This is a genomic window from Nostoc sp. (genome assembly GCF_036917935.1).
Classification (GTDB): domain Bacteria; phylum Cyanobacteriota; class Cyanobacteriia; order Cyanobacteriales; family Nostocaceae; genus Nostoc.
Genome location: NZ_JBALEL010000003.1, coordinates 40,290 through 54,436, shown reverse-complemented (window position 1 = coordinate 54,436; position 14,147 = coordinate 40,290). Strand labels below are relative to the sequence as shown.

At 42.4% G+C, this 14,147-nt stretch carries 11 protein-coding genes and 1 other RNA gene; 8 read left to right on the top strand and 4 right to left on the bottom strand.

Going from position 1 to position 14,147, the window contains the following annotated elements; genetic code table 11:
* Positions 1-45 precede the first annotated feature (45 nt).
* Positions 46-1,512 (top strand): xylulokinase, encoded by a 1,467-nt coding sequence (gene xylB / locus V7K62_RS03055; RefSeq protein WP_334861571.1) that lies wholly within the window; start codon positions 46-48, stop codon positions 1,510-1,512.
* 211 nt (positions 1,513-1,723) lie between these two features.
* Positions 1,724-2,419: a gamma-glutamylcyclotransferase gene (locus tag V7K62_RS03050; RefSeq protein ID WP_334861570.1), complete on the top strand. Its 696-nt coding sequence runs from the start codon at positions 1,724-1,726 to the stop codon at positions 2,417-2,419.
* Between the two features lie 250 nt (positions 2,420-2,669).
* Here V7K62_RS03050 and V7K62_RS03045 read toward each other — a convergent pair whose 3' ends face one another.
* From V7K62_RS03045 to V7K62_RS03035, 3 genes are all read right to left on the bottom strand, one after another.
* Positions 2,670-3,320 (bottom strand): TetR/AcrR family transcriptional regulator, encoded by a 651-nt coding sequence (locus V7K62_RS03045; protein ID WP_334861568.1) that lies wholly within the window; start codon positions 3,318-3,320, stop codon positions 2,670-2,672.
* A 112-nt stretch (positions 3,321-3,432) separates the two neighbouring features.
* Complete coding sequence (locus tag V7K62_RS03040) at positions 3,433-4,080, bottom strand: GNAT family N-acetyltransferase (RefSeq protein WP_334861566.1); 648 nt, start codon at positions 4,078-4,080, stop codon at positions 3,433-3,435.
* A gap of 6 nt (positions 4,081-4,086) precedes the next feature.
* Positions 4,087-4,245, bottom strand: coding sequence for a hypothetical protein (locus V7K62_RS03035; protein WP_334861564.1), 159 nt, complete (start codon positions 4,243-4,245; stop codon positions 4,087-4,089).
* A gap of 318 nt (positions 4,246-4,563) precedes the next feature.
* Here V7K62_RS03035 and V7K62_RS03030 point away from each other — a divergent pair, with 318 nt between their 5' ends.
* Positions 4,564-5,061, top strand: coding sequence for a protein tyrosine phosphatase family protein (locus V7K62_RS03030; protein WP_334861561.1), 498 nt, complete (start codon positions 4,564-4,566; stop codon positions 5,059-5,061).
* Positions 5,062-5,491: 430 nt separating this feature from the next.
* Here V7K62_RS03030 and V7K62_RS03025 read toward each other — a convergent pair whose 3' ends face one another.
* A complete protein-coding gene (locus tag V7K62_RS03025; RefSeq protein ID WP_334861559.1) occupies positions 5,492-5,815 on the bottom strand; it encodes a hypothetical protein in 324 nt (107 codons plus the stop codon).
* Positions 5,816-6,271: 456 nt separating this feature from the next.
* Here V7K62_RS03025 and V7K62_RS03020 point away from each other — a divergent pair, with 456 nt between their 5' ends.
* From V7K62_RS03020 to V7K62_RS03000, 5 genes are all read left to right on the top strand, one after another.
* Positions 6,272-6,436 carry a hypothetical protein gene (locus tag V7K62_RS03020; protein WP_334861557.1) on the top strand — a complete coding sequence of 55 codons (165 nt, stop codon included), beginning with the start codon at positions 6,272-6,274 and terminating at the stop codon, positions 6,434-6,436.
* A 96-nt stretch (positions 6,437-6,532) separates the two neighbouring features.
* Positions 6,533-7,057: a pentapeptide repeat-containing protein gene (locus tag V7K62_RS03015; protein ID WP_334861555.1), complete on the top strand. Its 525-nt coding sequence runs from the start codon at positions 6,533-6,535 to the stop codon at positions 7,055-7,057.
* Positions 7,054-8,244, top strand: a complete 1,191-nt coding sequence (locus V7K62_RS03010; protein ID WP_334861653.1) for a 5-(carboxyamino)imidazole ribonucleotide synthase — start codon at positions 7,054-7,056, stop codon at positions 8,242-8,244. Before V7K62_RS03015 ends, V7K62_RS03010 begins: the two co-directional genes overlap by 4 nt.
* Before the next feature lie 60 nt (positions 8,245-8,304).
* Positions 8,305-8,488: non-coding RNA, 6S RNA (gene ssrS / locus V7K62_RS03005), on the top strand.
* Positions 8,489-8,624: 136 nt separating this feature from the next.
* The gene (locus V7K62_RS03000) at positions 8,625-14,078 is read left to right on the top strand and encodes a trifunctional serine/threonine-protein kinase/ATP-binding protein/sensor histidine kinase (RefSeq protein WP_334861553.1); all 5,454 of its coding nucleotides are present in this window, start codon (positions 8,625-8,627) and stop codon (positions 14,076-14,078) included.
* The last annotated feature ends 69 nt before the right edge of the window (positions 14,079-14,147 follow it).

Here is a 14,147-nt window from a genome sequence, read left to right as displayed (position 1 = left end):
TTGTTTTAGGCTCAGTCCGTGATGCGCTGCGCTAAGGAGGGGAAATTGACTGACATCGTAGTTGGTTTAGACTTAGGTACAGGAGGAGTACGAGCGATCGCAGTTGATCTGCAAGGACAAATTATCGCTCAGTCAACCAGAAGCTATCCCCTGTTAACTCCACAACCCGGTTGGACGGAACAGAACTCATTGGATTGGGTCGAAGCAAGTTTGGATGCTCTCTTTGATCTTACTCAACAGCTAGACGGATACCAAGCGATTGCCCTCGGTTTGTCTGGACAAATGCATGGTATGGTTCCTGTCGATGCAGAGGGGAAAGCGATTAGACCCGCAATTTTGTGGAATGACCAGCGCACAGGTAAAGCTGTTGTTGAGATTGAAACTGCTATTCCCCGTCAGGAGTTGATTCAGCGGACTGGAAATCCGGCAATTACAGGGTTTCAACTGCCGAAGCTCTTATGGTTGCGGACTGAAGAACCGCAAGCATACACTCGGTTGTGGCAAATTCTTTTGCCCAAAGATTATCTGGGATATGTGCTAACAGGCGAACCAGTGACAGAACCATCTGATGCCTCTGGTGTTGGCTGCCTGAATCTGGTGAATCGGCAATGGGATACAGATATTCTCCATACTCTCGATATCAATCCAGCATTGTTCCCCACAGTCATCGAATCTACTGCGATCGCTGGACGGCTAAAATCAGAAATAGCCGCCCGCGTGGGTTTACCTGTGGGATTACCTGTAATCGCAGGTGGAGGTGACAATGCCGCCGCAGCCATCGGTTTGGGCATCTCATCAAGCAACCTGAATCTGGGTAGTTTGAGTATTGGCACATCAGGAGTTATCTTTGCACCGTGCCATCGCCCAATTCCCGATCCCGAAGGTCGGGTACATTTGTTTTGTCATGTAGATGGTGGCTATCATCTGTTGGGAGTGACGCTGGCAGCAGGTAGTTCTCTGCGTTGGTATCGAGATACATTTGCACCGCAGATATCTTATACCGATCTGATGGATATGGCAGAGCGATCGCAGCCTGGTGCGCGTGGTGTTCTATTTCTACCCCACCTCGCAGGAGAGCGCAGTCCTCACCTCGATCCAGATACTCGCGGTGCTTTCGTGAATTTGTCATTAGCTCATACGCAAGCAGATATAACTCGTGCTGTGCTGGAGGGGGTTGCATTCAGCTTGCGGTCAGCATTGGAAGTCATCAGCGCGATCGCTCCCCTCGATCAACTCTTAGCAACGGGTGGAGGCGCACGTTCTCACATCTGGTTACGAATTTTGGCAGATGTTTTGCAAACAAAACTCATTGCTCCCAAAGCCGAAGAAGGAGCTGCTTACGGAGCAGCTATTTTGGCAATGGTGGGGATTGGTGTTTACCTGGATTTAGAAGCTGCACTCAATATCTTCGCGCCGGATAGTAATGTAGTACAGCCGCAGTCAAATCCTTTGTATGAAGCAGGGTTTAACCGCTACAAGCTACTTTACGATACCTTGAAAGCTGTTCGTTGATCATTAAATTATCTTAAAGTTAGAGTGATATCATGTCCGCTTGATTACTTAATTAAACCCGAAGAACCCCACCCCGCCAAAGCTACGCTTCGTCTCCCCTCCCCGCTTGCGGGGAGGGGATTAAGGGGTGGGGTGCTTGGGGTTTAGTAAGTAATCAAGCGGACATGATATAAATTACTGAAGATTTACAGAAAAATAAATAATCTATATTATGTCACTCAGTCGTAGCGACCTCGAAGGCGGAAACGTACAGACGAGACTATTAGAAGCATCACACTCTGGAATCAAGCTAACTACCCTGAGTGAAGATGAGTTACAGCGATCGCTTGATGAAACACTACAACAGCAGCCACCAAATTCTGATATTTGGATATTTGCCTACGGTTCGCTGATTTGGAATCCCTTAATCACATACGTCGAGCGCCGTGCTGGGATCATTTATGGTTGGCATCGGCGCTTCTGTACATGGATGATCCTCGGTCGCGGTACTCCACAGAATCCAGGATTACTCTTAGGACTTGATCGGGGCGGTAGCTGTCGTGGCGTTATTTATCGCATTGCTGCTGCTGATGTCCCATCTGAATTACTGCTGATTTGGCGACGGGAGATGTTAGCTGGTGTCTACGTTGCTCGTTGGGTGAAGGTATTTGACGGTACGCAGAAATTCCTCGCGATCGCCTTTGTTGCTAATCGCCAACATCCCAGATACGCTGATCAGATATCATTAACAACTACTGTTAATAGCATTGCCACCGCATCGGGAAAATTGGGTTCCTGCGCTGATTATCTCATGAAAACTGTTGAGGGATTAATCACCGAAGGCATTAAAGATAGACAATTACTCTTGTTACGCAAACAAGTGCTGGCAAAACAACAAGCGCTTTTAGTTAGTGGCGATCGCTTCTAAACCTAACATAGCTATATCAATGTCTTTTTTCCCCTTGCTCTCGGCTCCCTGCCTTATCCCAACGATAATTATTTACGCCGACCTACTTAATTTGGCTCATGGCTTAGAGGATGAATGAACAAGTCCTCTTCTTGGTAGCAAATACTTTGAGATCCCCCTAAATCCCCCTTAAAGAAGGGGGACTTTGAGAGAGGTTGCCCCCCTTTTTTAAGGGGGGTTAGGGGGGATCTAGAAGTGCCTAAAATCACAGCTAACCACTTTTCAAACATCCTCTTACAGCTGCATCAACAACTGAGAGGGGAGTGGCACTGATACCGGATACAAAAATATCTACACAGGTTTCGATATAGTCTTCACAGCTATAGCTGCTTGGATTGAATTTTACACTGCGGCATAGCATTCCAGCTAACAGCATTCCTGTAAACATATCGACAGCCGGAAATGGATCAATATCTGCTCTGACGGTGCCTAGTTTCTGACTCGATTGCAGGTAAGCTACCAGTTTTTCCCCTAAGGGCTTGACAGCTTCTTGAATCACTTGTTTGGCTGCCTCTGGATGACGTTTAGCTTCTCCAATGAAGGTACGAATTAAGTCCTCCTGTGTCTCTAGCATAGTATTGTAAAGATGGGCATACTGTCTTAAATCAATTTTTAGATCCTGCGTCCACGCTTCGGGGTGTGCAAGGGCTTCTGTCTGGAGTGCCAAGGCATTTTTCATTACTGCCCCTAGAAGTTGTTCTTTGCTAGCAAAGTGACGAAATAAAGTCACCTCATTCACACCAGCAACACGAGCTATTTCACGGGTGGTTGCTCCTTGAACACCTAAACTAGCAAATACCTGCAAGGCGGCTTCTATCAAACGTGTACGGGTGAGAGTTGATGAACGGATGCTTTTATTCATTTATGCTGGCAAGTACTTACTTACATCATAGATTATGTAGAAAAAGTGGTCGTAACTTGCCGAAAAATAATCTTGATGTCGGCATTTTTAAAGTTGTTGAAAATCTTTACCCTTAAATTGATTTTGGTGCAGTAGCTAATGTTTTCCTCATTTTAGTAACTGGAACAACTATCCCACTTCTTAAATAATGAGGCGCTCTTTGGATGGCAGTAAATCCCAGCCGTAAATAAAACCCTTCAGCATAAAGGCTAGCAGTTGTAATTACCTTATCTATACCTTGATTGGTTGCTTCGTCGCAAAAATGTTGAACTAAAGCACGGCCAATTCCTTTACCTTGATATTTAGGATGGACATACAGCCCAATGAGTTCATCAACAAAAAAACTAGCAAAACCGATAACAGCATCTCCCTCGTTCGCAACCCAGAAAGATTCCACTTTCATACGCTTCAAGATATTTGAACCATCAGGTTTGTTACGGTAATTACGCCAAGCTAAAAGTTCTTTTGGGGTGTAAAAAGTTGCAGGCAGAGCTTTGATAGCAGCAGTATGAATTGCATTCAGCACCCAGGCATCTGTTTCTTGGGCAGGTCGAAGAGATATTTCGTTAGCGCTCATAGGTTCAGGGCTGGCATTCAGATTATACCTTATACCATTTTGGATTTGAGATTGTGTACTCTTAGAAGCAAGCTGTCCTTTGTTCGCAGAGAAGCGAGAAGACCGCACTGGCTCCCCGTGGGGTGCAATGACTCTAAGAATCATAACTAATTACCGCGATCGCTCCAAATTGGTTCGAGTATTTCTACCAGCAGATATAACTGCGCCTTTGGCAAAGACTTCGTATGGCGCTGTGAAATCTAACTGCTTCACATTTGAGAACAATACTATTCCAATCGATAGAGAATAAACTTGTTCGATGACAGTCATTATTTATACCATTATTCCCGAAAGTCTCGATCAATTGCTCCCCCAACTTGCCCAATAGTATAACTCTTGAAGTATAAATTACGTTAATTCTATCGACAAAAAGTATAATAAACTCTAATCAACATTAAATCTATCGACAAACCGTATACTATGGATAAAGCAATAAAATAACTTGCTTCAAAAGACAAATTTTGAAGCAATCAAGCAATATATCGTGATATTTGGCTTATTTTGCTGTGTTTATTTAAAATATCTTCTCAAAGCTTGCTTAGAGTATTTACCAAGCTGGAAGACATTAGAAACTCAAAAGGAGTGAATGTGATCAACGCCATAAAGATTAACGAAAACTTGACAACTACAGGACAAATCGTACCGAAACAGCTTGAGCAAGCTATTCAAGAAGGTTTTAAGTCCGTTCTAAATCTGCGATCGCCTGATGAACTAGGATTTTCTAAGGATGAGCAAAAATTAGCGGAAGCATTGGGGCTGTATTATCAAAATGTTCCACTTAAGGTGGATCTGAAAAATTTGAATGAAGAGGTGATTACCAAAATCCTCACGACACTCGAACAAATCCCTAAACCAGCAGTTGTACATTGTGCCGCCGGGATGCGTTCGACTGGAATTGCGCTGTTGAGTATCGCTATCCAGGAAGGATTAACACCAGAGGAAACCTTAGCAAAAGCTAGGAATCTGGGCTTTGGATTCTTTGAACATACTGGTGTTAGTCCCCGATTGAAGCAATTGTTTGTGGACTACGTTAACAAACACGCGAAGGTAGCTGTACCTGCTATCGGAATCGTAAATTGTTTTTGAAAAAATCTCAGTAGTCTTGTCGGGTGTGTTAGCGGAGCGTAACGCATCAAAAGCTTGGAATAGTGCCATACTTTTTGCGCTCACACAACGCCAGTTGCTACAACGGATAGCGCAGCGTTAGCGAGTACTCGAGCGTCGGGAACCTCCGCAACGCACTGGCTCCCCTACGTGTATTTCAAAAATCAAATATTAGTCCTATAGCTGATCTTAGGTGTTAGTGATTTCTAATTGTTATGTCCGAATAGACTAGTACTGCAAAGCGGAATTCCAAATTTCAAAACTCAAAATTCAAAATGAATACAGCGTCAGCGTTTTATTGATTTGGAATGGGTGGTTTCTAGACGGTTGCTATACAAATCATTAAATTCAAAACTGCTCTTGCTGAAAGTAGACAAGAGCAGTTTTGAATAGCAAAGCCCAAAATAAGAATTTAGGCATCTTCAAGTTCAAATTGAGCCACCGTAACGGCGTTCAAAGCGAAAGCTAAAACTAATGGCATCGGCGACTGCAACCAAAAGGTAAAAAGAACAGCTAGGATTGTGCCAATTACTGCGGACATCGACCACAATCGTTCTTCAAAAGTCAGTCCCTTTTCCGCTTTAATCAATCTAAGAGCATGAACTGGAATTGGTTCCGGCATTACCCCACCCGGAGGGAAAGCCCAAAAGTTGTTACGTCGCTCGACAAATAAATCTGTCCAGCCATTTTCTTGGCACCATGCCTCAATCCATTGAAGTGAGTAATGATTCATCATCGGGTTTCGGAGTTTGATTTGTGGAAGTTGTGTACTTGGTGAATGTAAACTCTTAGAGATTCCTGAAGCACTAACTAATCGTTATAAAATTAACGCTAACTATCGAACTTTTAAGCTTTGTTAAGCAATTGAGACGCATATAATTACGCTCAAACCTTGCTTTCATTAATTAAAAGACTAACAGTTGATCGGGACTGTTGAATTTAAAAGACAATAAACTTTACTTGAAAAATGGAAAGTCAAGAATTGTAAATAAGTCGCTGAGTATTACTGCTCAATAAAACTTTTGATATTCGGAAATTGAAATCTAAAAATGAAGAATTGTGAACAAATCAACCAGCGTTACTGGATAGCCCATCGTAGACATTGCTTTATCCAGCTAAACCATTCCTTTAGAGTTGGGAGTTTCAAGTTTAAGCTTCATCAACAGCTATAGGTTCTGCTAAAGCTTGCCTGATGTCAAAAGTAACTTCTACTCAGTTATTTACATCAGTATTTGGTAATAACTTTCTTGATATATTGAGTGCGATCGCTCTTAATATTGCCGCTCTCAAGCTCAAGGTGAGAAGCGATGTCTACGACGGGTTACGCATCTACCCTTTTTGCGTTACAAAATATTAAGCTAGAGAAATACACATCTCCCAAGTCCAGTAGTAAGACTGCGAGTCTCAATTAGGATGATCCAGTCTTGCTAATATTTAAATGCGGTAAGCTTAAATGCAGCGATTAGACACCAAATTGGCTCTCGATAGATTTTGGCGGCAAGGGTTGGCGTTCCTTTTGGGAATTATTATATGGTGTGTGGCTGCTCCCGCACTGGCAGTAGACTGGACTCATCCACTGTCATTTAGCAATGCAGAGTTATCAAGACGTGATTTTTCTGGTGAAAGTTTGCAAGCTGCGGAGTTTTCTAACGCCAATATGGAAATGGCTAACTTTACAAACGCTGACTTGCGAGGAGCAGTCATGAGTGCTTCAGTGATGACAAAAGCAAATCTCCACGGAGCGGATTTAACGAATGCAATGGTTGATCAGGTAAACTTGACTAAGGCAGATTTGAGCGATGCAGTTTTCAAAGAAGCTCTTTTGCTCCGCGCTATCTTTAATGATGTAAATATAGACGGTGCAGATTTTACAGATGCAATTTTGGATCGGGCACAAATCAAAGAACTGTGTGAAAAAGCCAGTGGTGTGAATTCCAAAACAGGCGTGCAAACTCGTGATTCTTTAGGATGTCAATGAAGCGTGTTGGTGTAATTGGTGGTGGACAACTTGTCTGGATGATGGCAGATGCAGCACAGAAGCTAGGCGTAGAATTGGTAATACAAACTCCTAGTGAACACGACCCGGCCGTGTCAATTGCTCAGGAAATCGTTTTCGCCCCGGTAGATGACGCCAGTGCTACAGAAATATTAGCTAAAAAATGCGATGTCATCACCTTTGAAAACGAATTTGTTAACCTGCAAGCTTTATCTGTTTTAGCACAGCAAGGCGTTTGTTTCCGTCCCAGATTAGAAGCTTTAGCTCCTCTTTTAGATAAATATCATCAGCGTTGCTATTTACGCGATTTGGGCTTACCAGTTCCGCAATTTTTTGCCTTTGACGAGGTGGAAAATATCAAATCAAAAATAGAATATCTAGATTTTCCAGCAGTACTAAAATCCAGACGCCACGGTTATGATGGTCAGGGTACTTTCATAATTGAGGATTTTGCTACTTTAGAGCAAAAGCTAAGTGATGAAAGCACAACAAAGACTTTAAATCAATCGCTTTTCTTGTTAGAAGAATTTGTCCCTTTTGAAAGAGAACTAGCAATAATTGCAGCGCGTTCTGTAGAGGGAAAAATTGTCACTTATCCAGTAGTAGAAACCCAACAAGAACACCAAGTGTGTCGGCGGGTGATTGCGCCAGCCGAGATTACGCCCAATCAAGTAGCAGAAATCCAAGCGATCGCACATACTCTATTAAATAGCCTAGAAGTAGTGGGGATTTTTGGAATTGAGCTATTTATCCGTGCTGATGGCAAAGTCTTGGTAAATGAAATTGCGCCCCGTACCCACAATTCTGGGCATTTTTCTCTTGATGCCTGTGAAACTTCTCAGTTTGAGCAACACCTGAGAGCCGTTTGTGGTTTACCTTTAGGGAATCCGGCTTTGCAGTGTGCTGGCGCTGTGATGGTGAACCTACTGGGGTATGAAAATTCTCACAGCGACTACCAAAGCCAGCGTCAAAAAATAGCAGAGATTCCCCAGGCGCATGTTCACTGGTATGGGAAGACAGAATCACGTCCTGGGCGAAAGTTGGGACATGTTACCGTTTTGCTGGATAATCAGAATCAAGAGTTGGGAAGTGCGATCACCCTTGGCGTCGGCGCAGCCATCGCCAACGACATCGCCCACAGCATAGAATCTATCTGGTATCCCAGGTAAATATTTCAGAAACTTTCGATATTGAACACACAACATCTTTTGAAAAGCTATAATGAGTGAGTTGCACTACGACGTTGGTGACTGCCATCAAGTTTTTTGATCTATGCCTTTAATGACAAGGGAGTCAACTGTTCTCGTGGCAGTATACCGGGCATGTACCCGGAAACTTTAAACGAGGAATTTAGGTTCCCACCTGGATAAACCCAGGTCATAAACTTAGGTAAAACGGCGTCGCGGTGAACTTAAAATTATTAGCTCCCAAATTCAGTTGTAATTTGGGAGCTTTAATTATTTAATTTAGTTTAAAATAAGCGAACTGACAGTAAAGATTGCCATGTTTTTGGGAAACCTAGATACTGAGGTCTCAAGAATTAAGCTCTATGGTCAGCATTTCCGGATATCACGTTAGCAAAGAACTCTACAACGGTTCTCGAACCTTAGTTTATCGCGCTAATCGAGAAACTGACCAAAAATCTGTGGTGATTAAGCTGATGAAAACTGCTTTTCCCAGCTTCAATGAATTGGTACAGTTTCGCAACCAGTTCACCATCGCCAAAAATTTGAATCTGCCTGGAATCATCCAAACCTACAGCCTGGAACCCTATCAGAATGGCTATGTGTTAGTGATGGAAGACTTTGGGGGAATTTCTCTAAAGCAGTGGCAAGACAGAGGAGAGAATAGGAGAATAGGGGAAACACCACAAGCTCTCATTGAGTTTTTACAAGTAGCGATCGCTCTGTGCAATACATTAGATATTCTAATTCGTCATCGGGTCATTCACAAAGATATTAAACCTGCCAATATTTTAATTCATCCAAAAACTAAAGAAGTTAAGTTAATTGACTTTAGTATTGCATCTCTGTTGCCACGAGAAACTCAAAGCCTCATGAGTCCTAATGTTTTAGAAGGGACACTCGGCTATTTGTCTCCAGAGCAAACTGGACGGATGAATCGGGGGATTGATTACCGGACTGATTTTTATTCTTTGGGTGTAACTTTTTACGAATTACTAACAGGGCAATTACCATTTCAATCGCACGATCCGATGGAATTGGTACATTGTCATATTGCCAAACTTCCGCCTTTAGTAGATGAGATTAATCCACAAATTGCGCCTGTACTCTCATCTATTGTCAGCAAATTGATGGCGAAAAATGCCGAAGACCGCTATCAGAGTGCATTAGGGCTGAGATATGATTTAGAAAATTGTTTAGCTCAACTCAAGCAAACGGATAAGATTGAAAGCTTCCCAATTGCCCAACAGGATGTGTGCGATCGCTTTATTATCCCAGAAAAACTCTATGGCCGTGAGCATGAAGTTGAAACCCTGCTAAAAGCCTTTGAGCGCGTTACCAACCCCCCTGAATCCCCCCTTGGTAAGGGAGGATTCAGGGGGGTAGAACTAATGCTGGTGGCTGGTTTTTCTGGTATTGGTAAAACTGCTTTGGTCAACGAAGTTCATAAACCCATTGTCCGGCAGAGGGGCTACTTCATCAAAGGCAAATTTGACCAATTTAATCGGAATATTCCCTTCTTTGCTTTTGTCCAGGCGTTTCGAGACTTAATGGGGCAATTGCTGAGTGAATCAGATGAACAATTGTCAACTTGGAAAAATAAAATTTTACAAGTGCTGGGGGAGCAGGGTCAAGTCATTCTGGAGGTAATTCCCGAACTAGAACAAATTATTGGTCAACAACCACCTGCAACGGAACTTTCACCGAGTGCAGCCCAGAATCGCTTCAATTTACTCTTACAAAAGTTCATTCAAGTATTCACCACAAAAGAACATCCATTAGTAATTTTCCTCGATGATTTACAGTGGAGCGATTCTGCATCACTCAAATTGATGCAGTTATTGATCAGCGAGTCAGGAAGTGGATATTTACTTTTAATTGGAGCTTATCGAGATAATGAAGTCTCTAACGGGCATCCGTTGATGTTAACTTTAACGGAGATTTGCAAGGCTAATGCCACGATTCATAGCATTACTTTAGCCCCGTTAACTAAAGCCAGTTTAAATCAATTGGTGGTTGATACCTTGAGTTGTTCAGGTGAAATTGCCCAACCTCTAACGCAACTGGTCTATCAAAAAACTCAGGGAAATCCATTTTTTGCAACGCAATTTATCAAAGCATTATATGAAGATGGATTGATTACTTTTAATTTTGAGCAAGGGTACTGGCAATGTGATATTGCTGCTGTGAAAACACTCGCTCTCACCGATGATGTGGTAGAGTTCGTAGCGCTACAGTTGCAGAAATTGCCAGCAGCAACGCAAAATGTGTTGAAATTAGCCGCGTGTATTGGCAACCAGTTTGATTTGCTAACCTTAGCAATTGTTTCTGAACAATCGGAAACTGAAACGGCAGCATCTTTATGGAAAGCTTTGCAAGAAGGGTTAGTTTTACCGACTAATGAAGTTTATAAATTCTTTCAAGATAGTGGGCATGATTTAGACTCAAAACCCTTCAATTCCCATTTGCAAGTTCCCACCTATAAATTTTTACATGACCGAGTGCAGCAAGCAGCTTACTCTCTGATTCCAGGTGAGCAGAAACAATTTACCCATCTTAAAATTGGTCAATTACTCTTGCAAAATACCTCTGAGTCTCAGCTAGAGGAGCGAATTTTTGAAATTGTCAGTCAGTTAAATCGGGGAATATTGCTAATCACCCAGCCGACTGAACGTCAACAATTAGCTCAGTTAAATCTGAATGCTGGTCGAAAAGCGAAAGAAGCTACCGCTTATGGTGCAGCAATTCATTACTTCTATTCTGGAATGCAGTTGCTGACAATTAATAGTTGGGAAATCGCCTATGAATTGACTCGAAGTTTATACGAAGAAGCTGCCGAAGCTGCTTTTCTCAATCATGAATTTCAGCAGATGGAATCTCTTATCCAGGTCGTCATCCAACAAACAACCACCTTATTGGATAGAGTGAAAGTTTATGAAGTTCAACTCCAAGCTTATCAGGTTCAGGGTCAACCATTCCAAGCGATCGCAACTGGGCGTGAACTTCTCGCTCAACTTGGGGTAACATTACCTGAATCAGTCACACCTCCAGACATTCAGCAATATGTAGTAAACACGCTCTCTACCTTGGCAGACAAAAGTATTCAGGGCTTAGTTGATTTGCCATTGATGGATGATCCCAAAGCTTTGGTTGCTTTGCGGATTATGGCTAGTATCGCTCCCGCCATCCATCAAGCTGCGCCTTATCTGTTCCCAATTATTGCCTGCGAAGAGGTGAATTTATCTCTTAAATACGGCAATGCACCACTCTCTGCACCAGGGTATGCAGATTTTGGAATTGTACTTAATACTTGTAACCAATTAGAGTCAGGCTACGAATTTGGCAAGCTAGCTTTAATGCTTGTGGATAGATTTCAAGCAAAATCTGTTCAAAGTATGACTATATTTAAGGTGGCTGCATTGAATCAATGTAATAAACTACATGTTCGCACCTCAATTAGTTTATTACAGGAATCTCATAGTATTGGATTAGAGACAGGCGATTTTTTTCATGTGCTGGCATCGATGATTTTCAAGTTATTCTATGTCTATTTAAGTGGCACAGAAGTTTTGGAAATCCTGCGAGCAGATTTCAAAGCCTACGATTCTAACTTTGCCAAAAATCAGCGCTTATTAAATTGGTCTAGTATAGTCTGTCAAAGCATTAAAAATCTAACCGAATATAGCGATAATCCAGAGTGCCTCATTGGTGAAAATTGTCAAGAAGAACAACTCTTATCTTTGCTTATCAAAGAGAACGACGAATTAACACTCCATATATTTTTCTTAAATAAGTTAACACTCAGTTATCTTTTTGAGAATTTTCCTGCGGCTGTTGAAAATGCAAATCAGGGAGAGCAATACGTCAATAGTGCCGCAGGAATGTTATCTGTGCCTGTTTTCTACTATTACGATTCTTTATCTCGACTTGCTGTCTATCGAACGGCTGAAGCATCTCAACAAGAGAAATTACTTTTAAAGGTTGGCGAAAACCAGGAAAAATTGCAGTTTCGAGCCAAATTTGCACCGATGAATTTCCAGCACAAATTTGATTTGGTGGAAGCAGAACGGCATCGGGTTTTGGGCGAAAAGATGGCAGCGATGGAACTGTACGATCGCGCCATAACTCTAGCGAAAGAAAACGAATATATCCAAGAAGAAGCCTTGAGCAATGAACTAGCTGCCAAGTTCTACCTCGACTGGGGAAAAGAAAAAATCGCCCAAGCTTATATGCAAGAAGCTTATTACTGCTATGCTCGTTGGGGCGCTAAAGCTAAAACTGAGTATTTAGAAAAACGCTATCCTCAACTCCTGGCTCCCATCTTACAAGGGCAGCATCATCGCTTGCAACTGAGTTCAACCGTCGATGGCTCATCATTTCCCCATCAAACCATTCACACAAATCTTTCTAGCAGCAGTATTTCTGAAGCCCTCGATTTTGCCACCATCTTTAAAGCCTCACAAGCTTTCTCCAGCGAAATTCAATTAGAGCAATTACTCACTACACTTTTGCAAGTGGTGATGGAAAATGCTGGGGCACAAAAAGCTGCATTAATTGTACTCCAACAGGACAACTTAGTGGTTGAAGCTGTAGCCAGCATCAATGAAGGAATCACTCTGGTATCTGTACCATTGTCAACCAGCGAAGGCATTCCGATTACACTGATAAACTCAGTCAAACGCAGCTTAAAAACTGTTGTGCTGGATGATGCAACAGCACAAACTGATTTTATCGCCGATCCATATTTCATGCAGCAACAAGCTAAGAGTGTCTTGTGTACGCCGATGTTAAATCAGGGTAAACTCATCGGGCTGCTATATCTAGAAAATCCGCTGACAATTGGTGCATTTACTCGCGATCGCATCGAAGTTATCCAACTGCTATGCGCTCAAGCTGCCATCTCTCTAGAAAATGCCCGTCTTTATCAAGAATCTCAAAATTATGCCCAACAGTTAGAGCGATCGCTACAAGAACTTGAGCATACCCAATTACAAATGGTGCAAAACGAAAAAATGGCAACCTTGGGCAATTTGGTTGCTGGGGTGGCACATGAAATTAATAATCCGATTGGATTTCTCAAAGGGAGTCTCAATAATGCCGAAGAGTATATCCAAGACTTACTCGCTCATATCCAACACTATCAACAACATCATTCCACTCCTGCTTTGGCAGTCATTGAGCATGGCCAAGAAATTGACCTAGAATTCCTGACTGAAGACTTACCAAAGCTTATAAGTTCGATGAAGGTGGCTTCAGAACGGATTAAAGACATTAGCATCAGCCTCCGTACCTTCTCCAGAGCCGATACAGCCGAGAAAGTTGCTTGTAATCTCCATGAAGGAATTGACAGTACCCTGTTGATTTTGAAATATCGCCTCAAAGCTAACGAAAAACGTCCAGCAATTGAAGTCATCACTGAATACGGAAAATTACCACCTGTAAAGTGCTTTTTAGGACAGTTAAATCAAGTATTTATGAACATCCTCGCGAATGCAATTGATGCCTTAGATACTTCCAGTGAAGGGCTTTCTTTTGCCCAAGCGCAAGCTAACCATCACCAAATACTGATTCACACCGAAGTATCCAGTGACCAAAACACGGTGACAATTCGGATCAAAGATAACGGTCAGGGAATGCCAGAGGGGGTTAGAGCAAGGATCTTTGACCACCTATTTACCACTAAAGAGGTTGGGAAAGGAACAGGATTAGGATTAGCGATCGCTCGTCAAATTGTCGAGCAAACCCATGATGGGCGGTTGAGTTGCAATTCTGTGCTTGGCGAAGGAACAGAATTTGTCATTGAGATTCCAGTATTTTAAGTAATTTGCGATTTTCCTCTCAATGCATAATGCGTCCAATTTCTCGGTAGTGTGGACAACAGCGATCGC

Excerpts from the sequence above, each read along its gene's own strand:
- V7K62_RS03045 (WP_334861568.1), bottom strand. The coding sequence starts at position 3,320 with ATGAATAAAAGCATCCGTTCATCAACTCTCACCCGTACACGTTTGATA.
- V7K62_RS03020 (WP_334861557.1), top strand. The coding sequence starts at position 6,272 with ATGTCAAAAGTAACTTCTACTCAGTTATTTACATCAGTATTTGGTAAT.
- V7K62_RS03015 (WP_334861555.1), top strand. The coding sequence starts at position 6,533 with ATGCAGCGATTAGACACCAAATTGGCTCTCGATAGATTTTGGCGGCAA.
- V7K62_RS03010 (WP_334861653.1), top strand. The coding sequence starts at position 7,054 with ATGAAGCGTGTTGGTGTAATTGGTGGTGGACAACTTGTCTGGATGATG.
- V7K62_RS03025 (WP_334861559.1), bottom strand. The coding sequence starts at position 5,815 with ATGATGAATCATTACTCACTTCAATGGATTGAGGCATGGTGCCAAGAA.
- V7K62_RS03050 (WP_334861570.1), top strand. The coding sequence starts at position 1,724 with ATGTCACTCAGTCGTAGCGACCTCGAAGGCGGAAACGTACAGACGAGA.
- V7K62_RS03040 (WP_334861566.1), bottom strand. The coding sequence starts at position 4,080 with ATGATTCTTAGAGTCATTGCACCCCACGGGGAGCCAGTGCGGTCTTCT.
- V7K62_RS03035 (WP_334861564.1), bottom strand. The coding sequence starts at position 4,245 with ATGACTGTCATCGAACAAGTTTATTCTCTATCGATTGGAATAGTATTG.
- V7K62_RS03000 (WP_334861553.1), top strand. The coding sequence starts at position 8,625 with ATGGTCAGCATTTCCGGATATCACGTTAGCAAAGAACTCTACAACGGT.